Below are 21248 nucleotides of genomic sequence, written 5' to 3'. Positions count from 1 at the left end.
CCATTGACCGACATTGCATCGCCGGAAACCTTCTTGCGCACGCTGTTCGACAAGGCCGTCGAGGTCGCCGATCCCATGCGGTCGCTGGCGGGATTCCTGCCGCCGAAACCTGAACGCCGGGTGATCGTGGTCGGCGCCGGCAAGGCAAGCGCGCGCATGGCCGAGGCGGTGGAAGCCATTTGGGGGCCGTGCGAGGGCTTGGTGATCACCCGCTACGGCTATCAGCGCGCCTGCCAGGGGATAGAAATCGTCCAGGCCGCCCATCCGGTGCCGGACGAAGCAGGGTTCGAAGCGACGCGGCGGATGCTCGATCTCGTCAGCGAGGCAGGCGAAGGCGACTTCGTGCTGGCGCTGATTTCCGGCGGCGCCTCCGCGCTGCTGGTCGCACCCGTCGAAGGGGTGACGCTTGAAGAGAAGAAGGCAGTCAACGCCGCGCTTCTTTCCTCCGGCGCGCCGATCGACAGGATGAACACCGTGCGCAAGCATTTAAGCCGGGTGAAAGGTGGGCAACTGGCCGCCGCGGCCTGGCCGGCCCGCATGCTGACCCTGATGATCTCCGACGTGCCCGGTGACGATCCGGCCTTTATCGGCTCCGGCCCGACCGTTGGCGACGCGTCGTCGCAGGATGACGCATTGGCGATCCTGAAAAAATGGAATGTGTCTGTTCCCGACAGTGTTCTCGCCGCTTTGGAGAAGCCGAACCGCGTTGTCGCGCCGGACGACGATAGGCTGTCACGGGTGGAGAATGTCATCTATGCCGCGCCGAGGCAGTCGCTTGAGGCGGCGGCGGAACTCGCTCGTGCGGCGGGTGTCGAGGTCCGCATGCTCGGCGACGCACTGGAGGGGGAAGCCCGCGAGGTCGCGGCCACGCAGGCAGCAGAGGCGTTGAAGATAAAGGCCGGCCGCTGCGCGGGCGACCCGCCGGTCCTGCTGTTGTCGGGCGGCGAACTGACCGTGACCCGAAAAGGGCAGGGCGTCGGCGGACCGAACGCCGAGTTCGGCCTCGCGCTCGCCCTGGCGCTCGATGGTGCCGAGGGCATCCACGCAATTGCCTGCGACACCGACGGCGTGGACGGCGCCGCGGAAGTGGCAGGGGCAATCATCGGTCCCGGAACGCTGAAGGCAGCTAAAGACGCCGGTGTCAGTGCTGACAAGGCCCTTGCCGAGAACGATGCCCACACCTTCTTCGAGCGCATCGGCGGCCAGGTCGTTACCGGCCCGACGCTCACCAATGTCAACGATTTCCGGGCCATCCTGATCACCTGACAACCAGCCAGATCAGGGCCCGCAGGCATCGCCATTAATGGATCGTTAGACTTTATTCACCATATTTGTCCTTGGACGATAAGGGAATTCCGTTCTCGGACGAATTTCCGCGTCCGGATATGTGACCTCTGCGCGCGCGCCGCGGCGGACGCCGGTCAAGTAAGGCGCGCCCTGGATCATGGTTCGAGCGAAGAGGAACACGACCGTTGCTTCATGATGACGGGGCCACGCTATGACCCGATTTTTGGGTAGCAATCCTGTTTTCGATCCGGGCATGCTGTCGGCGGGAAATCCGCTGTCGGCGCTCTGGCGAAGGCGTGTCCTGTTCGTCTCGGTATTCATCTCCGTCTGGGCGGCCGTGATGGTCGCGCTCTTCCTCATTCCATCCACCTATGTCGCCTCGGGAATGGTGGCGATCGTTCAGCCCCAGAGCGTGTTCGATGTGCCGTCGGGAGATGCCCTGAACGCGGGCGATCCCTCCGACATGGAAAGCCAGGTCTACATCTCCCAATCGCCGGCCGTTCTGCAAAGGGTTCTGCAAATACCAGAGGCGAAGGCGGCGGCGCTTGCGGAGTGCCGCGCTTCGACAGGCTTCCTGGGCCTGAAAGAGACGGACTGCGGTGGCTTCGCTTCAGGTACGTCGGACGCCATCACCTATCTGCAATCGAGATATTCCGTCAGCGGGTCCGGCCGTTCCCGTGTCATTGCGGCATCCTACAGTTCCCCGGATCCGCAGACGGCTCGCATCATGGCGGATGCGCTGGTCGAGGCCATGCTCGCACAGCATAGAGAAGAGCTTGCAAGGTCCCGCCAGATGGCCATCGACAGCCTCACGGCGCAGCTCAAGGAGATCAATGGTGAAATCGAGCGCGAAAGCGCCACGGTTCAAGCCTTTCGCAACAACAACGGTCTCGTCAGCGGCGCGCAGGCAACTGTGAGCGCGGAGCGGCTGACATCGATCCTCGGGCAGCTGTCAAAGGCAGAGGCGGACCGCTCCAGGGCGATCGGCATCATGGAAGCGGCCAAGCAGGGCAATATCGAGAGCGTGACCCTGCTGACCGGCGACGAGAACAGTCGCTCGATTGCCGATCTCAAGCAGCAGCTCGCAACGGCCGAGGCCGAAGCGCAATCGGCGGCGGCCGCGCTTGGCCCTCGCCATCCGCAATTGCGGGCGCTCGAAATTCGTGCCGACACCTTGCGCTCCGCCCTTCGCCAGGAACTCGAGCGGATTTCCGCCAACGCCGAAAAGCAGCTGAAGGTGACGGAGGATATCGTCAATTCCCTGAAGGCCCAGCTCGACACGGCCAAGACCGGTGCCGCCGACGCGAATTCGGCCGAAACCTCGATCGAGGACGCAGTGCGGCAACTGGCACTCAGCAAGCAACGCTTCGATACGCTGTCCGTCCAGAAGAACAGGCTGGAAGCCGACAGCCTTTCGGCGCTCGGTCGCCTGAGGCTGGTCAGCAAGGCGGTGCTGCCGACAAGCCGGTACTTTCCGAAGACCACGCCCTTCTTCGCCGGAGGGTTTGCGCTGGCTCTTGTCATGGCGGTGGTTTCGGCTCTGGTCTGCGACAATCTCGCGGGCGGCAACCGGCAGACAGCCATCCGCCAGCCGATTCCCGCGCCTGCCGGCGATAGTCTCGTCGAACCTCCGGTCGTCATCCGGTTGCCGCGGCTGCGCCTGCCGGACGGCGATGCGCTGGCGCGGGCCGGTTTTGCGCTCGCCGATCCCGCCATGCGCGAAGCCCTGGGCGCCCTCGTCGAAGGCATTATCGGCGACGATCGTGCCGATGCGCCGCGCATGGTGACGCTTCTCTCCGCATTTCCCGAAGAGGGCCGGACGCTGATTTCGCTGATGCTGGCAATCCGGGCGAGCCAGCTGGGTCACAGGGTGCTTGTCGTGGACGCCGATTTGCGGCCGGTGCAGTCGGCTCGCACGCAGCGGGTCTCCGCCGGTCCGGGCCTTTTCGAAACGCTCACCATGGATCTTGAGCCGGACTCGACCGTCCGTCGAACCCCGCAGGGGCCGGATGTCATTGGCGCCGGCCGCGGCACAGCCGATCCCGACAGCGTGCTGGAAGGCTTTGCGATCGGACCATTCGTCGAGGCCGTCGGCATCTATGACCTCGTGCTTTTCGACAGCCCGCCTCTCGAACAGGGCATCGGCGCCGGCCTTCTTGCCAGGCAGGCCGATTGCGCCCTCTTTTGTACGACGGAAAAGGAGGCCGGCTCGGAGGAGACGGTCGCGCTGCTGCAACGCCTCCAGGGAATGGGCATCAACGTGGTGGCGGAAATCGTCACCGACGCGCCCATCTCAAGCCTGCTCGACATCGCCGTCGGCAGTGATCCGAAGCGCGGGCGGGAGTTGGTGTGATGGCGCTTTCAGGCCAGGACGTGGCTTCGGCGAGCAGTGACATGCCCAAGGCTGTGCCGCCGGGCTGGCTGGCGGCTGTTGCCTTGCTGATCATGGTGCTGGCCATGGCGCCGGTGGCCGGAAGCCTTGCCAGGCCGCTTTTCCTCGTCGGCTGCGTGGGCGTTGGCTGGTATGCGTGGCGACAAAGCCCGGAGGCCCATCTGCAGGCAATCGTGATGCTGTTCTGCTTTGCGCCGTTTGCCCGTCGCGTCGTCGACTATTATGTCGGCTATGATGGCAAGGGCATCATGCTGATCGGTCCGCTGGCGGCCATGCTGGTGCCGATCCCGCGCCTATTCCCCTTCCTGGACGGCCGGTCCAGTCCGCTCGAAAAGGGGCATGGGCCGATCGCCGTCGTGCTGATCTGCGTGGCATACGCATGCTTCATGACGCTCTTCAAGGGGGCCTATTTCGATGCCGCGTCGGGCGCTGTGAAGTGGTTGGCGCCGCTGTTCTATGCCATGGTGCTGATCGAGACGGGAGACCGCGAGCGTCTGCTCGAGGCCGCCGCGTCGATGTTTGCCATTGCCATTCCGGTGATGGGACTTTACGGCATGGTCCAGTACTTCCTCGTGCCGGGCTGGGACGGCTACTGGATGAACTTCTCCCAGATCACATCGGTCGGTCTTCCGGTGCCCTATGAAGTGCGCGTCTTCAGCACGATGAACGGTCCGGCAAGCTTCGCGACCTTCACGGCGGTCGGCATTCTGCTTGTCAGCTTTCTCCGTCCGCCTTTGTTTGCGATCATCTCGGTCGCGCCGGCGAGCGTCGGGCTCATGCTGTCGCAATACCGCACCGCGTGGCTGTCGCTGGCGATCGGCGTTCTCTTCTGCATGCTGTTTTCGACGACGCGCTTTCGCAGCGGTTTCATCATTGCAATGCTTTTCTTGGCCGGGTTTTCGGCCACTCTCGTTCCCGAGTTCAACGATGCGATATCCAAGCGTCTGGAAACATTCTCGCAAGGCACCCAGGACGGGAGCTTTCAGGAACGGTTGCACGAATTCGTGACCCTTTGGGAGACCCCCAACAGCTCACTGGCCGGTATCGGCTTCTCCAATGACGACCCCGGTGTGGCCGGGACCATGCCCGTGGATGGCATGCTCATCGCCTGCTGGCAGGTGATGGGGATTGTTGTGGGAATATTCTGCCTGGCCGCCTTCATCTGGGCGGCTGCCTGCATGCCGCTGACGGCGTTGCGCGACAAGGACCTGCGCGCGGTGATATTGGGCGGACTGGGGTGCGGGTTCCTCTTTCAGATCCCCTTTGCCAATATCTCCGCCGCCGAACTCGGCTTCCTGTTCTGGATATTCGCAGTCATGGCCCGCCTACCAGGTCATGGTGGAAAAGCAGGTAATGACGGATGAACGACTGACAAGCCAACCGGTCACCCGCCTGATCCTTGACGGATCAAACCGTGGTTTGCTGCCTGCCGTCCTGTCTCAGGCGGCGATCTCGTCGGTGAAGATGTCGAAGCGCTTGAGAAGCGCCGGCCCGAATGCCGTCGACAGCGCCACGTCGGTCGCGTCGCGCCCCGTCGCCATCAGGATGCGGCCGATGCGTGGCTTGTTGTGGCGGGCATCGACGGTGTACCAGCGGCCGCTGAGATAAACCTCGAACCATGCGCTGAAGTCCATCGGATTGTGGTCCAGCGGCACGCCAATGTCGCCCAGATAGCCGGTGCAGTAGCGGGCCGGAATGTTCATGCAGCGGCACAGCGTGATGGCGAGATGTGCGTAGTCCCGGCAGACGCCGGTCTGGTCCGTGTACCCGCCAAAGGCGGTCCTGAACGGGTCCGCCTTCATGTAGTCGAAGGCGATGCGGTTGTGCGTGAAGTCGAGAATGGCTTTCACCCGCGGCCAGCCGAGCGGCGTGTTCGAGAAGGTCTTCCAGGCAAAGTCCGCCAGCCGGTCCGTGTCGCAGTAGCGGCTGCCGAGCAGGTAGACGAGCACGGCGTCGGGCAGGTGACTGATGTCGTGCTGGATAGCGTTTTCGGGGATCGGATCGGGCAGGCCGGTATCGTAGATCTCGAACGCGGTGGAGATGGTGGTCAGCCCCGGCGGCGCGACGATGCGGTTGCAGGCATTGCCGAAGCCGTCGGTATAGCCCCAGACGTCGATCGGCCGGTCGAAGCTCAGCGTCTGTTCGGTCAGGAGATCGCCCCGGCGCGATGGTGCGACGTTGAGAACGAGCAGCATCGGGGTGTAGTTCTGGCATTCGAATCCAATCTGGAAACCGGCCCTTATCTTCATCTAGTCTTGTTCCTCTGGAATGGGGTCCATGCTGGACTGGCGGATGGGCTTTTCCGTGGCATGCCCGTTGGTGCCGCCGTCCTGGGTGATAGCGTCTTCGGTGGTCACGTTGACCTGTACCTGCATACGGTCGAAGTCTTCCTGCGCGCCGTCATAGCTGCCGGAGAGCGGAATGGCCTGCCGCGGGTCGCGGGCAACCCCGATGCGGATCAGGTCGCGATTGCCGACGATGCCGTTGGTGGGGTCGAATTCGACCCACCCGGCGCCCGGCAGATACACCTGGCACCAGGCATGGGTGGAGCCGCCGCCAAGCGTCGTCGAGCCGTCCCGGTCGGGCACGTAGATGTAGCCGGTGACGAAGCGGGCGGCGAGGCCCAGCGAACGGGCCGCCTCCATCATCAGCAGCGCGAAGTCGCGGCAGGATCCACTGCGCAGCCGCAAGGTGTCCTGCGGCGTCTGGACGCCGTGCTCGCTGCGCCTGGAATAGCGGAAGCTCTCGCGGATTGCGTAGCACAGCGTCATCAGCACATGTCCCGCCAGCGCCTTCGGTCCGAAGGCGACGAACTGGCTCGCCCACTTTCCGACCGTGTCGTCCTTGTCCGGATGGTGCCGGGCCATGCTGCAGGCGAGATCCGGCGCCTCTTCCTCGTCATAGACGACCGGAAAACGCAGCGCCCGCGCATCGATGTCGAGGGGCACATGCGGCGTGTGATCCAGGCGGACGAGAGTCTCGATCCGCAATTCGCGCGCCGGCGCGGCGATGTCGATCAGCGCGATGCAGTTTCCGAATACGTCGTGGATCCAGCGGACCGCATCCGGTTGCGGGAAAACCTCAAGCTCGCAGCTGAGCAGCGTCTGGTCGAAACTGTCGCGCGGCCTGAACATCAGCCGGTGCTGTCCGAAATGCACCGGCCTCAGATAGTGATAGGCCGTGATATGCCGGACCGAGAAGATTGTCATGCAATCCTCTCGACCGTATAGGCACGGCAAAATTCATTGCCGGTCTGCCTGGGCTTCGCGGTGCCGGAAAAGCGTCTGCGGGTAAGCGCGGCGACGGAGATGTCACAGGCCGAACGGATGCTCACCAATTCCCGTCTGCCGCGCATGTGGGCGCAAGTACGCCGAAGCCCCGTGTGGCGATCGCAATATCCATCGCGTTCGCACGCGCAGTCATCTGAAAATTATGGGCAACGGAAGACATCGCGTCCTCCCTGGCTTGGGGCGAAGGAAACCATCCCCCGTCGGCAGCGCCCGTTTCAAGTGCCGCCGATAAGGCAGAGTGCGCCTCAATTGCGGTTCTGGCAAGGCGCAGACCGCCGCCCATACAGGATTTCGCGCAATAGTCGGGGCGATCACGCAATCATGATGCGTCCGCAGCATTTTTTAAAAGCTGCTCAAGGATGGATATCGCGGGAGTAGTCTATGATCGCCTCGGTAACAAGGGCTCTTGCTTTGGGTTGACCTCAACGTGGCGGAAGAACGGTAGCGATTTCCGCAGGTGGAGAGGCGCGACTTCAGATGAGGAGCCCCTCCAGCATGTTTCATTCATCGCATCAAACGGCTTCGTCGAGGCAGCTAAGCACAACGTCGGAACGTCAGAATTTCGCCTGTGCAGTCGAGCCGTCGGGCGCCGTGATCTTGATGGCGCCCTTCACTCCGCTCGGGATCGCGACGGGGTAGATGCCCACGAGGCTGTTGCCTTCGCCCGGCGTCAGTGCGAAGCGCTGCGCGGCACCATCCACCAGGAGGATCGCGCTGGCGGCATAGCCTGCGGCTGGCACAGGCTGGTCGGCGCTGTCAAACAGATAGACGGTGACCTGATCGGTGCCGCCAACCACCAGTTCGACATGATGGTTGGCGCCGGCATCGACCTTCACGCCGCCATTCGGGCCGGGACGAGGGGCGTGCGCGTAGGCCTGGCCTGCGGCCAGGGATGCGATCAGGGTGAGTGCAAAAAGACTGCGACGCATGGGAACTCCTTTAAGGATCAAAATGCTTCAATAGGCTGACCGGCTTGCGGGTCTCGGGAGCTTGTCTGTGCGGCTTGTGCCCGCGCCTGTTCGACCAGCCGCTCCAGGGGTTTGCGGCCGTAGCGCAGGAACAGGGTCGGTGTCAGGACCGTATCCAGAACCGTGGCGGTAACGAGTCCGCCGAAGATGGTGATCGCCACCGGGTGCAGGATTTCCTTGCCCGGCGCGCTCGCATCGATCATCAACGGTACCAGTGCCACGCCAGCGGAAAGAGCGGTCATCAAGACCGGCGTCAGCCGTTCGAGGGAGCCGCGCACCACAAGGTCCCTGCCGAAGGGCATGTGATCCTGGATCGCCAGATTGATGTAGTGGCTGATCTTCAGGATGCCGTTGCGTGTCGAGATGCCCGTCAAGGTGATGAAGCCGATCATGGAGGCGACCGAGAGCGGTTGTCCGGCAATCCACAGCGCCGTGACCGATCCGATCAGTGCCAGCGGAACGCTCGCCATGATGATCGACACGAAGAGCACGGAACGATAGCGCGAGTAGAGGATGGCGAAGACCATCGCCAGCGAGATGAGCGACAACAGCCCGATGGTGCGCATGGATTCTTCCTGGGCCTGGAACGTCCCTTCCAGGCTGACGAAGAAGCCGGGCGGCAGCTTTGTGGTCGCGATGACCTCGCGGATATTGGCAATCACGGTCGCCATGTCGGCTGCGCCGTCCGTGTTGGCGAGCACGACCACGCGCCGCTTGCCGTTTTCCCGGAGGATCTGGTTCGGGCCGTCGGTTTCGCGGGCCTGGGCGATCTGGCTGATCGGGATCCATCCCGCAGGCGTTTCGATCAAAAGGTCGGCCAGCCCCTTGGTGCTGCGAATGTCGTCTTCCAGACGGAGGACGACGTCGAAACGCTTGTTGCCGTCGACTATCCGGGACACAACAGTCCCGTTCGAGAGACGTTCGAGCTGCTCGGTGACGGCAGCGGGTTGGATGCCGTAAAGCGCCGCACGCCGGTAATCGACCAGCACTTCGAGATGCGGAATGCGGACCTGTTTTTCGACCTGCAGGTCGACAATGCCCGGAATGGCCTCGAGCTTCCCGCGAAACTCCTCTGCAAAGCTTCGGATGGAATCGAGATCTTCGCCGAAGATCTTGAGTGCGATCTGGGCGCGCACGCCCGACAACATGTGGTCGAGACGGTGAGAAATCGGCTGCCCGACATTGGTGGCGATCGGCAGGACCGAGAGACGCGAGCGGATGTCCGCTATGATCTCGTCCTTCGGTCGTCCCTCGGCGTGCAAAGCCACTTCAATTTCCGAGGAGTGAACACCCTCGGCGTGTTCGTCGAGTTCCGCTCTGCCTGTCCGGCGTCCGACCTGTTCAACCTCCGGCACCTCCATGATCAGTCTCTCGGCAATCAATCCCACGCGGTGGCTTTCCGCGAGCGATATGCCGGGGTTGAAGAGCATGTTGATCGTGAGTGTCCCTTCGTTGAAGGGCGGCAGGAAGGAGCGCGGCAACTGCCCAGCGAAGAGCACGGCGGCCACGACGCCGGCGAGCGTCGCCGACATCAGCATCTTTGGATGGGCGAACGACCAGCCGAGCAGCCGGCGGTTTGCGCGTTTGAGAACGCGCACTATAACGCCTTCATGCTCGTCCAGCCGCTTGAGGCTCGGCAGCAGGTAGTAGGCCATGACCGGGGTGAGGGTGATCGAAACCACCAGCGATGCCAGGATCGAGATGATGTAGGCCTGTCCGAGCGGCGCGAACAGACGGCCTTCGATGCCCGAGAGCGCAAAGAGCGGAACGAAGACGAGAACGATGATCATCGTCGCATAGACGATGCCCGAGCGAACTTCCTGGCTGGCGGAAACCACAACGTCGAAGACGGAGCGCGGATTGCCCTTTTCCCTGTTTTCGCGCAGCCGGCGGAAGATGTTCTCGACGTCGACGACAGCGTCGTCGACAAGTTCGCCGATGGCAATCGCCAGCCCGCCCAGCGTCATTGTGTTGATCGATAATCCGAGAAGGTGAAAGACGATGGCCGTGACAAGGATCGAGACGGGAATGGCGGTCAGCGATATCGCTGTCGTGCGCGTGTTCAGGAGGAACGCGAAGAGAATGATGGCGACCACGACGATGGCTTCGAGCAGAACCTTCTGCACGTTGCTGATCGACGTTTCAATGAAGTTGGCCTGGCGGAACAGGATCTGGTCGGCCTTCACGCCCTCCGGCATGGTGGCGCTGATCTCGGCGAGTGCTGCCTCCACCTCGCGTGTCAGCTTGACGGTGTCGACATTCGGTTGCTTTTCCACTGACACGATGACGGCGGACTGACCCTGATATCCGGCGTCGCCACGCTTCAACCGGGATGCGAACGAGACATCAGCCACCTGGCGCAAGGTAACCGCTTGGCCATCGACCGTCGCCACGACGATCCCGGCGAGATCATCCAGGTTCTGTGTGCGGCCGACATTGCGGATCAGGAACTCGCGGCTGTACTGGTCGGTGAATCCGCCGCCGGTGTTGGAACCGAATTGGGCGAGTGCCTGCTCGATCTGTTCGAAGGACACGCCCAGCGCCCGCATGGCCGCGGAATTCGGCGAGACGCGATATTGCCGCACCTCGCCGCCGATGGGGATGACCTGGGCCACGCCCGGAATGCTGAGCAGCCTCGGACGGATGGTGAAGTCCGCGAGTTCGCGCAGGTCCATGGGCGACACGGTCTCCGGGCCCGTCACGGCAATCAGCATGATCTGGCCCATGATGGAATTCACCGGGCCCATTTGGGGCACGACATTCGCCGGCAGCTGCGGTTGAACGAGGGACAGTCGCTCGGCGATCTGCTGGCGGTTGCGGAAGATCTCGGTGTCCCAGTCGAACTCGACATAGATGATAGAAAGGCCGACGCCGGAGGTCGAGCGGACGCGGGTGACCCCCGGCAGTCCGTTCATCTGCGCTTCCAGCGGGTAGGTGACAAGTTGCTCGACCTCTTCCGGCGCAAGGCCCTCGGCCTCTGTCATGATCGTCACGGTCGGACGGTTGAGATCCGGAAACACGTCGACGGGGAGGCGTGTGACCGTGAATGCGCCGTAGATCATCAGCACGGCGGCGATCGCGAGGACGAAAAGGCGGTTCTTCAGCGACTGGGTGACGAGAAAGTTGAACATCGGCGTCTCAGCGGATCTGATTGAGGAGTTCGGCGCCCTGGGTCACGATCCGCTTGCCCGGCTCGACACCGGACACGATGATCACGCGTTCACCATCCAGAGGTTCGGTTCGCACCTCGCGCGGCACGAAGCGCTCCGCGTTCGTGTGCTCGTAGACCAGCGACTGGCCGTTTGACGCCCGCAACACGCTTGTGCGCGGGACCGCAATGCCGGATCGTTCCTCTGCCGTATTGGCGAGAACTGTCAGCAACTGCCCGGCACGGACGCCCGCCGGAGCTGTCTCGATGCTGAAATGCACGGGGATGGCCTGATTGCGATCCGCGAGGCCGGAACCGCGATAGGTGAGCGCGGCGCTTGCGCCGTCCATGAATTTTCCTTGCGCGGTCCCGTCGATGGAATGTGCTTCGAAACTCAGGGCTTCCACCCAATTCCGGGCCGGATCGATGATCTGAAAGATGATCGTATTCGGTTCGGCGATCTGGCCCGCCACCGCCTGTGCTGCAGCGACGACACCGGAGACGGGCGCCGTGAGCTTCTCGGGGGCGGTTGGTGACTTTTCAAGGCTCGAGCGACGCGCCCGCAATCCCTTCAGTTCGAGGGTCGCATCCTCGATCTCCCCGCGTGCGATCACGGACTGGAGTCGCTTGAAACGCTCCAGTTTGCGTTCGACCAGCGCGATTTCCTGATCAAGTTCGTGTGCCTGCTGAAGCTGGCTGGTCAGGTCAACGGCGCCAATCGAAGGCTGGACCAGGGCCAGGACATCGCCGGCGGAAACACGGGTGCCGAGCTGGGGAAATCCGCCTGGGGGCGGCGACAGCCTGCCGGACACGGAGGCCTGGACATAGCCTGAGGCAGACGGGTCCGGGATGACGCGTGCGGGCAGTTCCAGTGTTCCCGGATGAGCTTCAAATTCCGTGAACTGCGTGCGGATGGCCAGGATCCGCTGTGTCGCCTTCGGCACGAAGATCGAGCCGTCAGGAAAGCGTTGGGCGACATCCCGTCCAACGACGGAAGACGGCGAGGGGTCAGCCGCTTCCGCGCCCGTTGCGCCAGAAAGGGCGAGGGCACCGGCGGCAGCGATCACAACCGCTGCGGTGCCGCGTCGGCGCAACAGCGTGGCCAGGAGCCATCCGACGACCAGGCCGCCCGCACCGACGAGCCAGATGCCGATTGGCTGCCGCTGCAGGTGTGCGCCAATATCCTGCGCCCATGCAGCACTGACCAGAGACGTCGAGGGATGGTTTTTCGGCGGGGCAGCGCTTCCCGTTTCAGGCATAACCAGGGAAGCCGTCAACACGTCGAAAACGTCGTCCGCCATGACCGTCATTGCCAGATCGAACGTGCCGGGTTGTGCGAGGAAAGGGGCTTGCGCCATATAGACCCCGTCGCCCACCGCCTCGGCAGTGAACGTTCCGGCGGGCCCGTCGATCTCAATCGACGCTCCATCGATGGGCTGATTTTCCCTGAAACTGTCGAGATAGATCCAGAGTTGCTCGCCACGGGCGACGGCCACCAACTCAAGATCGGCCGTTGCTGCGTCGGCGCGCGGCGCAATAGACGCAGAGACCGGTGGCGGGGGCGCGCCGTGGTCGTGTCCTTCATGGGCGACCGCGGGGCTGGCAATGAAGGACACCAGCGTTGCGGCGAGGGCGAATAGGGGAAGGGCGAATCGTTCGACCATGTTGAACCAACCAAATCAGTTTGAGTCGGCTGGATTTACCGCAGCCCGCATATCTGCGGATTGCGCTTGTGTAACAGAATGTTTCAGGAGGGTGGGTGTTTCGGCAGGACCAGGGTCACGATCAGTCCTCCGTCGCTGTGGGTCCCGAGCGTCAAAGTGCCTTGATGACCCTCGATGATCGCCTTCGCGATCGGCAGGCCCAGGCCGAAGCCGCCCGTCTTCTGGTTTCGCGAGGGCTCCAGCCTGACGAACGGCGAGAGCGCGCGATCGATATCCGCCTCCTCGATTCCAGGCCCCCGATCGCGAACCGTAACGATGACGTTATCTTCCTGATCTGTCACGTTGATGTCAGCCTGCTCGCCGTATTTGAGCGCATTGTCTATGAGGTTTGAGAAGGCACGCTTGAGGGCGAGCCGTCGACCCTGGACGATTGCGTGGCTTGCGCCGCCAAGCGTTGCGATAGCCCCAAGATCGGAGGCGTCGTCCGATAGCGTTTCCAGAATGGCGACGACATCGAGCGGCTTGATCTCTTCGTCGCTTCGGTCACCACGCAGATAGGACAGCGTCTGGTCGATCATGTGCTCCATCTCGACCAGATCCGCCGTCATGGCCGCCTTCACCTCGACGTCTGCAAGATCCTCGGCCCTGAACCGAAGGCGGGTGATCGGTGTCTTCAGGTCGTGGGACACTGCCGCCAATGCCTGAGTTCTGTCTTCGATCAGACGACCGATGCGTCGCTGCATGTCGTTGAAGGCGGCGGCCAGTTCGACCACTTCGCGCGGTCCGGTCTCGTTGATGGGGACGATCGTGCGGCCTCGATACAAATCCTGTGCCGCGTTCGCGACAACTGTCAGGGGACGGGTGAACCATCTGACCAGCAGGACGGAGGCGACAATCGCTGCGATCGCCATAAGGCTCGTCGACACGAGTAAACCTCGAGGGGGAGGGAGCCTGCGCTGCCAGGATACCAGATTGACGTTGACCCAGGTCTCGTCCGGCAATTTCATCGAGACGGTCGCTAGATGCGGGTCATTGCCAGCCTGAAGATCTGCCCCGATGACCAGTCCGTCTTCTGCGATCTCCGGCGCCAGTTTGCGCAGCCGGTCATCAAGGCCTCGCCACTGCTCGGAGCCGCTCTCGTCGGGTGTGGCATAGGCAGTGGGCCCCCAATGGGCATCGATCGAGCCTCCCGAAAAGTCGTGTGCCACGCTTTCCCGCTCGGTTTCAGGTGCGCGCAGCACCGCTCTCTTGATGCTCAGGAGCTGGTCGGCGAGCCGAGCCTCGTTCGCCAGGTCGAGCTCCTGTTCCAGGCTGTACTGATAGGTCGCAAGGCTGGCGAAGTGCACGATCGTGATGCCGAAAAGAACAACGATCGCTGTTCTGAGCCTCAGACTGTCGAAGGAACGCCACCATCGCCGATCAGACACGCGCGACATCCGATGCAAAGAGATATCCGGCACCGCGGACGGTCTTGATCATGTCTCCGGTGAGATCCAGCTTGCGTCGCAACCGGCTGACCTGCACGTCGATCGAACGGTCATAGCCTTCGATGGTGCGATTGCGCGCTGCATCGAGCAGAAACTCGCGGGTCAGCACACGCTGCGGGGCTTCCAGAAAGGCGGTAAGAAGATCGTATTCCCCTGTGGAGAGATCAACCACCACGCCATTGGGCGCGGTCAGTTCACGCTTCAACGTGTCCAAAGTCCAGCCGGAAAATTCGAACGCTCGGCCGTTGCGCCTTTTCGATTGTGTGTCGTCGGAACGCGTGCGACGCAGGACGGCACTGATGCGTGCCAGGAGTTCGCGCGGGTTGAAAGGCTTGGGAAGGTAATCGTCCGCTCCGACTTCGAGCCCGATGATGCGATCGGTCTCGTCTCCCTTGGCGGTCAGCATGATGATGGGGACCGACGACGAGCGGCGCAACTCGCGGCAGAGCTCCAGCCCGTTCTTGCCCGGAAGCATCAGGTCGAGAACGATGAGATCGACGGTCGCGCGACGCAACGCTTCATTCATCTCTGCGCCGTTGCGTGCGGTGTGAACGCGAAAGCCGTTTGCCCTGAGAAACTTCGCGACCAGAGCGAGAATCTGGCCGTCATCATCCACAATCAGGATCTCGACCGGAGCATCCAAAGACAATTTACCCTCCACCCCGTGCACCTTGCTGCTCTACAAATAGGCGCAGTTCCTCAGCCGTACTGTTTCGCCACGGTAACAGATTGTTGCACACTCGGCGCCTCGGCTCGAGTGTGCTTTGGCGATTGTTGTATTGTCCCTTGTCAGTCGACAAAGGACGTTACGCCAGTCGCCCGATCGGCAGGTCATACCCCGAAGGACCGCAGGATGGGGCAGGGGCCCGACGTGCCCGATGCGCATTCTCCCAATAACCGTGAGAGTGAGCGTCGCGCATCTTCCATCTCCGTGATCCGCGCATTGAGCGCCTCGAGCCGTGCGCCTGCGAGCGCGCGGACAGCCTCCCGATCATGGCCGGCATCGAGCGCCAGCAGCCGTCCGATCTCGTCAAGGGTGAAGCCGGCAGTCTGCGCCTGCTTGATGAACTTCAGTCTGCGGAGATCTTCACCTGAGTACCGCCTTGTTCCATCGCCGCCCTTCGGCGTCGGCAAAAGCCCACGCCGCTGGTAGAACCGGACGGTCTCCACGCCGACGCCGCCAGCCGAGGCAAATTTTCCGATTGTCATGTCCATGGGGTCTTGACTCCGTACTATGGTACGGAACGTATGGTCTTGCCAACAGTTTCACAAGAGAAAGGAGATCGTGAAATGTTGGAAAGCGTTCATCAGGACCATAAGGCCAGGAAGGCAACGATTTACCGCATGGTGATGCCTGAGCACACATGCCCGTACGGCCTCAAGGCAACGCATCTGCTCAAGTCGGCCGGATACGAGGTGGAGGATATTCACCTCAAATCCCGTGAGGAGACGGACAAGTTCAAAGAGGAACACGGGGTCGCCACCACGCCGCAGATATTCATAGGCGGCGAGCGGATCGGCGGGCATGACGACTTGAGGAGGTTCCTGGGCAAGAAGGTTGTCGACCCCAAAGCAACAAGTTACCGACCTGTTGCAGTGCTCTTCACCTTGACCGCCTTGATGGCGCTGGCCGCGAGCTATGCCGTCAACGGCGATGCCTTCACGGTTCGCGCCGCAGAATGGTTCATCGCCTTCTCCATGGTGGTGCTCGCACTGCTCAAGCTGCAGAACGTGGAAAGCTTTTCGACCATGTTCCTGAACTATGACCTCCTCGCCAAGCGCTGGGTCCCGTACAGCTATATCTATCCCTATGCGGAGGCGTTTGCCGGGGTGCTGATGGTCGCTGGCGTGCTCAACTGGCTTTCGGTTCCGGTCGCCTTGTTCATTGGCACGGTCGGCGCAGCCTCGGTCTTCAAGGCGGTGTATGTCGACCGCCGTGAATTGAAATGCGCCTGCGTCGGCGGATCGAGCAATGTCCCGCTGGGCTTCATCTCGCTGACCGAGAACCTGATGATGGTGGCGATGGCGATCTGGATGGCCGTAATGTCTGCGGGACTGCTTGGCGGCCACGCGATGTAGGGTTCGCATTGCGCGCCAATTCAGTTGGTAAAAAGGGCTTCCCGGCAACGATCGGAACTGGTCGTGTCTGGAGGCGTGCTGTTCTCAACAGGTAGGATAGCGTTTGCGGTTCGGGCCAAGTGAGTGACATCACCCGTCGGCTGAATGGGCCTGCGTATTGTGGACCTCCTCGGGGTTCGGTTTCTGCTGCTTTTCGCACTCGGCAGGCGACGGCATTCCGCTTCTGATGCGCTTGCCCTTCGGCTTGGACCGCCAGACAGCCATCAGCAATGCCTGCAGCACGACACTGGTGCTTTGACGGTGCTGCACCGACCAGCCAAGGACCCGGCGGGAGTAAAGATCGATGATGGCGGCCAGACAAGCGAGACCGCGGCGGTCCGGATCAGGGGGGGTGATGTCTGCGGCCTATGCCTTGTCCGTAGCCTCGACGTCGAATTGCAGATCCGGTGTGTTGTTGATGACAACGGCGGTCTGCCGTCATGGATGCCGGGACGGCATTTGTGGCCGATTATCAGCTTTGATGCCGGCAAGCCCTCGGGGTGATCCGGCCCAACGCATTGTACTTGAACTCGTCGCTGAACTCGATTTGCTCTTCAGAGGCTTCTTGCCTCAAAATCAGGAAAGAAGATGCCCGCAAATCTCCGGGCTATTCACACCGCCAATGATGCCAAAACGGGATCCAAACGGGCGGAAAAGTCTTTTTTATCAGGAATTTACTGAGGTTGGCTGGGGAACCTGGATTCGAACCAGGACTAACGGAGTCAGAGTCCGTGGGTCTACCGTTAACCTATTCCCCAAGATGTCGCGGGCGGCTTAGCCTCGACTGGCAAAGCGGACGGGTAGACTTTTAAGTGTCGCCGGGGCGACCGTGTCCGCTTCGTGGGCGGCTTATAACCAAATCGATTGCGCTTGCAAATACCCAAAACGATTTTTTTTGAAGTGGTGCTGTTGGCCGTCGTTCCGGTGCCTCGAAGATCCCGCGCGAAAAAGCGGTTGGCGATCCCGTGCGGCCCTGATATTGTCGTTCCCAACGAAAATCAAACGAGCGCCTGCAGCTCCCTCTTAGAAGACTTGGCGAGCGCGGCGTAACTGGAATTGAACACGTGAGAGACCCCGAGAGCGGCGAAAAGCCGTCAATCGCCGGGGCGTTCGTGAATGCCGGTCATGCGGAGCCTCCTGGCTCGGAGCAGGGCCAGGGTCGCAGCCGCCGGTCGAAGAACCGGAAGCGACGGCCGTCTCAGGAGCATTCCGGCCAGGACGGGCCGAAAGAACGCCAGACCCCGGTCCAGAGCCTGGATGCAGCGGAGACGCAGCACAAGCGCAAGAAGCGGCGACGTTCGCGCGGCAAGAAGCCGCCGGGCGCCCGGCCGGAAACCGCCGATCAACTGGTCGTTTCCACCGCGCTGCAGCCGGTCCAGGGGCAGGGGCCTTCCGGCAAGAACCGCAAGAAGAACCGTCACAAGCGTGGGCTGCAGGGCCGTCCGCTGCTGCCGGCGCATACGCCGGTCGCGATGAACGGTCCGGCCGCAAGCCCGAGGCCTGATGTGTCCGACGCACCCGCTGCCGCGTCGACGTCGCGCGGGCCCGGCCAGACCCCACGTCCGGCTCACGCTTCTCCCTTTCCGTCGCATCTCTACGCCGCGCTCGATCTCGGAACGAACAATTGCCGCCTGCTGATCGCCCAGCCCGGGCGTCCGGGCCAGTTTCGCGTCGTCGATGCCTTCTCGCGCATCGTCCGCCTTGGCGAAGGTCTCGCTGCCAGCGGACGGCTGTCCGAGGACGCGATGGACCGCGCGGTCGAGGCGCTGCGCATCTGCGCCGGCAAGCTCGCCGCCAAGCAGATCCGCAAGATGCGGCTGATCGCCACCGAGGCCTGCCGGTCCGCCGCAAACGGCGTCGAGTTCCTCGAACGCGTCAAGCGCGAGGCGGGCCTCGAACTCGAAATCATCAATCGCGAGACCGAGGCGCGGCTCGCCGTTTCCGGCTGCGCATCGCTGGTCGAGCGTGACGCGCGGTCGGTCGTGCTGTTCGACATCGGCGGCGGCTCGTCGGAAATCGCCGTCATCAACGTGACGGACCGGCGCTCGACCCGGCTTGCCAACCACATCACCCACTGGACCTCGCTGCCGGTCGGCGTTGTCACGCTGTCGGAAAAGCACGGCGGCCGCGACGTCACTCCGGAAGTGTTCGGCGCCATGGTCGACGAGGTCGAAGGCATGTTGTCGCGCTTCGAATGCCCGCCGCCGGTCGGTGGCCACGATGCCGTCGACTATCACCTGATCGGCACCTCCGGCACGGTCACCACGCTCGCAGGCGTCCATCTCGACCTGCCGCGCTATGACCGCCGCCGCGTCGATGGCCTCTGGATGCACGACGACGATGTCACCGCCATGCAGGCGCGGCTCCTCTCGTGGAATTTCGATGCGCGCGCCTCCAATCCGTGCATCGGCCCGGACCGCGCCGATCTCGTGCTCGCCGGCTGCGCCATCCTGGAGGCGATCCGCCGCCGCTGGCCGTCGAAACGCATGCGGGTGGCAGACCGTGGTCTGCGCGAAGGCCTGCTCACCGACATGATGGCCGATGACGGCGCCTGGCGCCGCCACCGCAACAAACGCTTCAACACTCCCAGGAATGGCGGACGGCAAGGATGACGAAACCACCGACAGGCGGCAATCGCACCGGCCGCAAGATCGGCCAGAAGGTCAAGAAGACGAAGCTGAAGGCCTCGTCGCGCCGCTGGCTGGAGCGCCACATCAACGATCCCTATGTCCAGCGCGCCAAGCTCGAGGGCTACCGCGCCCGTGCGGCGTTCAAGCTTCTGGAGATCGACGAGAAGCATCAGATTCTGAAGGGTGCCAAGCGCATCATCGACCTTGGCGCCGCACCCGGCAGCTGGTCGCAGATCGCCGCCAAGGTCACCAATTCGACTCAGGATGACATCCGCGTCGCGGCGATCGACTTCCTGGAAATGGCGCCGATCCCCGGCGTCACGATCCTGCAGCTCGACTTCCTCGACGACGAGGCGCCGGCCAAGCTCCTGGACGCGATCGGCAGCGCGCCCGATCTGGTCATGTCGGACATGGCGGCCCCGACGACCGGCCATCACCGTACCGATCACCTGCGTACCATGCATCTGTGCGAGGTGGCCGCGTATTTCGCGGTCGAGGTGCTGGCTGAAGGCGGGCATTTTCTCGCCAAGACCTTCCAGGGCGGCACGGAGCGTGATCTCCTGAATTTCCTGAAGAAGAACTTTCGGCAGGTCGTGCATGTAAAGCCGGGCGCGTCGCGTTCGGAATCCGTCGAGATGTTCCTGCTCGCCAAGGGCTTCAAGGGTCGTCGGGACGAAGAGGACGGCGCAGAGGAAGAGTAGCCTAGGCTATTCCCCCGCCGCCGGACGCCGGTGGCCCGAAACTGCGGCACCCGCATCGCCGGGTAGCTTCAGGATCGGCACGATCGCGCAGAGCGACCAGATGGAAATCAGCAGGAAGGCGAGGTGGAAGTCGGAGACCGACAGCGCTTGCCCGCGGAAATAGGTCGACGTCTCCAGGATCATCGCCGCCACAGCGACGCCGAGCGCGAGGCTTACCTGCTGCAGGACGGAGGAGATCGACGTTGCCTGGCTCGCCCGGTCGTCCTCGATCTCCGAATAGCTCATCGCATTGTTGCCGGTGAAGAAGAACGACCGCGAAAAGCCGGTCATCAGCAGGAAGCAGAACAGCACGGCATAGGGTGTCGTGGCGGTAAACAGGCTGTTGGCCGCCGTCGCGATCGAGGCGGTGATGGCCGCTGTGATCAGCGTCGCCTTGAAGCCGGCCGCGGCATAGACGCGTTTGGCGATGAACTTCGTCATGATCGCGCCGATCGCGCCGGCAAAGGTGATCATGCCGGACTGGAACGGATTGAGGCCGAAGCCGATCTGCAGCATCAGCGGCATGAGAAAGGGAACGGCGCCGGTCGATATCCGGAAGATCGTGCCGCTTGATGCCGCCGCGCGAAAGACCTTGTTGTCGAAGAGCTTGAGGTCGAGCATCGGCGCCGGATGCCGCCTTGCGTGGAAGACATAGGCGATGCCGCTGGCGAAACCCGCCAGCGTCGCCACGATGCCGACGGCTGTCGGCAGGGCGGGCAGGCTGATTACCGACAGGCCGAAGACGATGCCGGATGTGGTGACGGTGATCAGCAGGAAGCCGCGGATGTCGAGCTTCGGCGTTCCGCGCGTCGGAATATCGGGCAGCAGAAGGCCGGAGACCCAGATGCCGACGATGCCGAAGGGAATGTTGATCCAGAAGATCCAGTGCCAGGAGAGATAGGTGGTGAGAAAGCCGCCGACCGGCGGTCCGGTCAACGGCCCGATCAGCGCCGGTATGGTGAGAAGCGCCATGGCGGACACGAGATCGCTGCGCTTGGTGGTGCGCAGGAGAACGAGGCGGCCGACCGGCGTCATCATCGCGCCGCCCATGCCCTGCAGGAAGCGCGAGAAGACGAAAGCAAGCAGGCTGCCGGAGAAGGCGCAGGCAATCGAGCCGAGCATGAAGACGGCGATCGCGATGCGGAAGATCCGCTTGGCGCCGAACTTGTCGGCCATCCAGCCGCTGACCGGAATGAAGGTGGCGAGCGCCACCATGTAGGAGGTCAGCGCCAGCTTCAGCGTGATCGGCTCGACATGCAGGTCGTGGGCGATGGCCGGCAGCGCCGTCGCGATCACGGTCGAATCCATCTGCTCCATGAACAGGGCGACGGCGAGGATCAGCGGAATGGAGCGGTTCATGGGAGAACGGGATCGACAGTGTTGAGAAGCTGAGGCGAAAGTAGCGGAAGTTGTGGAAAATGGAATGGCTGGCTTATGAATTTAATGTTGTGGTCGCGATTGGTTGCTGACGGGAGCCATGCCTTGCCAGCCATCGTATCCACGGCTGCATTAGGCCGTTCCGCT

The 21248-nt window shown here is 62.8% G+C and carries 15 protein-coding genes, 1 tRNA gene and 1 pseudogene; 6 read left to right on the top strand and 11 right to left on the bottom strand.

Going from position 1 to position 21248, the window contains the following annotated elements; all coding sequences use genetic code 11:
• Positions 1-3: 3 nt before the first annotated feature.
• The 3 genes from ACU5AY_RS13685 (at position 4) to ACU5AY_RS13675 (ending at position 5043) form a co-directional block, all read left to right on the top strand.
• Positions 4-1266 carry a glycerate kinase type-2 family protein gene (locus tag ACU5AY_RS13685; RefSeq protein WP_446826639.1) on the top strand — a complete coding sequence of 421 codons (1263 nt, stop codon included), beginning with the start codon at positions 4-6 and terminating at the stop codon, positions 1264-1266.
• Between the two features lie 232 nt (positions 1267-1498).
• Positions 1499-3640, top strand: coding sequence for a GumC family protein (locus tag ACU5AY_RS13680; protein WP_446826638.1), 2142 nt, complete (start codon positions 1499-1501; stop codon positions 3638-3640).
• Positions 3640-5043, top strand: coding sequence for an O-antigen ligase family protein (locus ACU5AY_RS13675; RefSeq protein ID WP_446826637.1), 1404 nt, complete (start codon positions 3640-3642; stop codon positions 5041-5043). The genes ACU5AY_RS13680 and ACU5AY_RS13675 overlap by 1 nt, the downstream gene beginning before the upstream one ends.
• A gap of 75 nt (positions 5044-5118) precedes the next feature.
• Here the strand turns inward: ACU5AY_RS13675 and ACU5AY_RS13670 are convergent, their stop codons facing one another.
• From ACU5AY_RS13670 to ACU5AY_RS13635, 8 genes are all read right to left on the bottom strand, one after another.
• Positions 5119-5928, bottom strand: a complete 810-nt coding sequence (locus ACU5AY_RS13670) for a transglutaminase-like domain-containing protein (RefSeq protein WP_446826636.1) — start codon at positions 5926-5928, stop codon at positions 5119-5121.
• Positions 5929-6888 (bottom strand): transglutaminase family protein, encoded by a 960-nt coding sequence (locus ACU5AY_RS13665; RefSeq protein WP_446826635.1) that lies wholly within the window; start codon positions 6886-6888, stop codon positions 5929-5931.
• A gap of 635 nt (positions 6889-7523) precedes the next feature.
• Positions 7524-7898, bottom strand: coding sequence for a hypothetical protein (locus ACU5AY_RS13660; RefSeq protein WP_446826634.1), 375 nt, complete (start codon positions 7896-7898; stop codon positions 7524-7526).
• Positions 7899-7915: 17 nt separating this feature from the next.
• Entirely contained in the window at positions 7916-11068 is a 3153-nt protein-coding gene (locus tag ACU5AY_RS13655) for an efflux RND transporter permease subunit (protein ID WP_446826633.1), read from the bottom strand.
• Between the two features lie 7 nt (positions 11069-11075).
• The gene (locus ACU5AY_RS13650) at positions 11076-12749 is read right to left on the bottom strand and encodes an efflux RND transporter periplasmic adaptor subunit (RefSeq protein WP_446826632.1); all 1674 of its coding nucleotides are present in this window, start codon (positions 12747-12749) and stop codon (positions 11076-11078) included.
• Between the two features lie 83 nt (positions 12750-12832).
• A complete protein-coding gene (locus ACU5AY_RS13645; protein WP_446826631.1) occupies positions 12833-14176 on the bottom strand; it encodes an ATP-binding protein in 1344 nt (447 codons plus the stop codon).
• On the bottom strand, positions 14169-14879 hold the full coding sequence (locus ACU5AY_RS13640) for a response regulator (RefSeq protein ID WP_446829021.1): 711 nt from the start codon (positions 14877-14879) through the stop codon (positions 14169-14171). The genes ACU5AY_RS13645 and ACU5AY_RS13640 overlap by 8 nt, the downstream gene beginning before the upstream one ends.
• A gap of 188 nt (positions 14880-15067) precedes the next feature.
• A complete protein-coding gene (locus tag ACU5AY_RS13635) occupies positions 15068-15472 on the bottom strand; it encodes a MerR family transcriptional regulator (RefSeq protein ID WP_446825941.1) in 405 nt (134 codons plus the stop codon).
• Between the two features lie 54 nt (positions 15473-15526).
• On the opposite strand from ACU5AY_RS13635, the gene ACU5AY_RS13630 reads away from it, so the two are divergent.
• Positions 15527-16315, top strand: a complete 789-nt coding sequence (locus tag ACU5AY_RS13630; RefSeq protein ID WP_446826630.1) for a MauE/DoxX family redox-associated membrane protein — start codon at positions 15527-15529, stop codon at positions 16313-16315.
• A 237-nt stretch (positions 16316-16552) separates the two neighbouring features.
• Here the strand turns inward: ACU5AY_RS13630 and ACU5AY_RS13625 are convergent.
• Positions 16553-16846 (bottom strand): annotated as a pseudogene (locus ACU5AY_RS13625) (DDE-type integrase/transposase/recombinase); the annotation flags it as partial.
• 192 nt (positions 16847-17038) lie between these two features.
• Positions 17039-17112, bottom strand: a tRNA-Gln gene (locus ACU5AY_RS13620).
• A 306-nt stretch (positions 17113-17418) separates the two neighbouring features.
• Between ACU5AY_RS13620 and ACU5AY_RS13615 the strand changes: the two genes are divergently transcribed.
• Both ACU5AY_RS13615 and ACU5AY_RS13610 read left to right on the top strand, forming a co-directional pair.
• Positions 17419-18966 (top strand): Ppx/GppA phosphatase family protein, encoded by a 1548-nt coding sequence (locus ACU5AY_RS13615; protein ID WP_446826629.1) that lies wholly within the window; start codon positions 17419-17421, stop codon positions 18964-18966.
• Positions 18963-19685: an RlmE family RNA methyltransferase gene (locus ACU5AY_RS13610; RefSeq protein WP_446826628.1), complete on the top strand. Its 723-nt coding sequence runs from the start codon at positions 18963-18965 to the stop codon at positions 19683-19685. Before ACU5AY_RS13615 ends, ACU5AY_RS13610 begins: the two co-directional genes overlap by 4 nt.
• Positions 19686-19691: 6 nt before the next feature.
• Here ACU5AY_RS13610 and ACU5AY_RS13605 read toward each other — a convergent pair whose 3' ends face one another.
• Positions 19692-21083, bottom strand: a complete 1392-nt coding sequence (locus ACU5AY_RS13605) for an MFS transporter (RefSeq protein ID WP_446826627.1) — start codon at positions 21081-21083, stop codon at positions 19692-19694.
• Positions 21084-21248: the final 165 nt, after the last annotated feature.

Source organism: Rhizobium sp. PAMB 3174, from assembly GCF_052908375.1.
This window is presented reverse-complemented; position numbering and strand designations above follow the sequence as displayed.

What these genes read in the sequence shown, in the direction of transcription:
- ACU5AY_RS13680 (WP_446826638.1), top strand. Translation starts at nt 1,499, where the DNA reads ATGACCCGATTTTTGGGTAGCAATCCTGTTTTCGATCCGGGCATGCTG.
- ACU5AY_RS13675 (WP_446826637.1), top strand. Translation starts at nt 3,640, where the DNA reads ATGGCGCTTTCAGGCCAGGACGTGGCTTCGGCGAGCAGTGACATGCCC.
- ACU5AY_RS13670 (WP_446826636.1), bottom strand. Translation starts at nt 5,928, where the DNA reads ATGAAGATAAGGGCCGGTTTCCAGATTGGATTCGAATGCCAGAACTAC.
- ACU5AY_RS13665 (WP_446826635.1), bottom strand. Translation starts at nt 6,888, where the DNA reads ATGACAATCTTCTCGGTCCGGCATATCACGGCCTATCACTATCTGAGG.
- ACU5AY_RS13660 (WP_446826634.1), bottom strand. Translation starts at nt 7,898, where the DNA reads ATGCGTCGCAGTCTTTTTGCACTCACCCTGATCGCATCCCTGGCCGCA.
- ACU5AY_RS13655 (WP_446826633.1), bottom strand. Translation starts at nt 11,068, where the DNA reads ATGTTCAACTTTCTCGTCACCCAGTCGCTGAAGAACCGCCTTTTCGTC.
- ACU5AY_RS13650 (WP_446826632.1), bottom strand. Translation starts at nt 12,749, where the DNA reads ATGGTCGAACGATTCGCCCTTCCCCTATTCGCCCTCGCCGCAACGCTG.
- ACU5AY_RS13630 (WP_446826630.1), top strand. Translation starts at nt 15,527, where the DNA reads ATGTTGGAAAGCGTTCATCAGGACCATAAGGCCAGGAAGGCAACGATT.
- ACU5AY_RS13610 (WP_446826628.1), top strand. Translation starts at nt 18,963, where the DNA reads ATGACGAAACCACCGACAGGCGGCAATCGCACCGGCCGCAAGATCGGC.
- ACU5AY_RS13605 (WP_446826627.1), bottom strand. Translation starts at nt 21,083, where the DNA reads ATGAACCGCTCCATTCCGCTGATCCTCGCCGTCGCCCTGTTCATGGAG.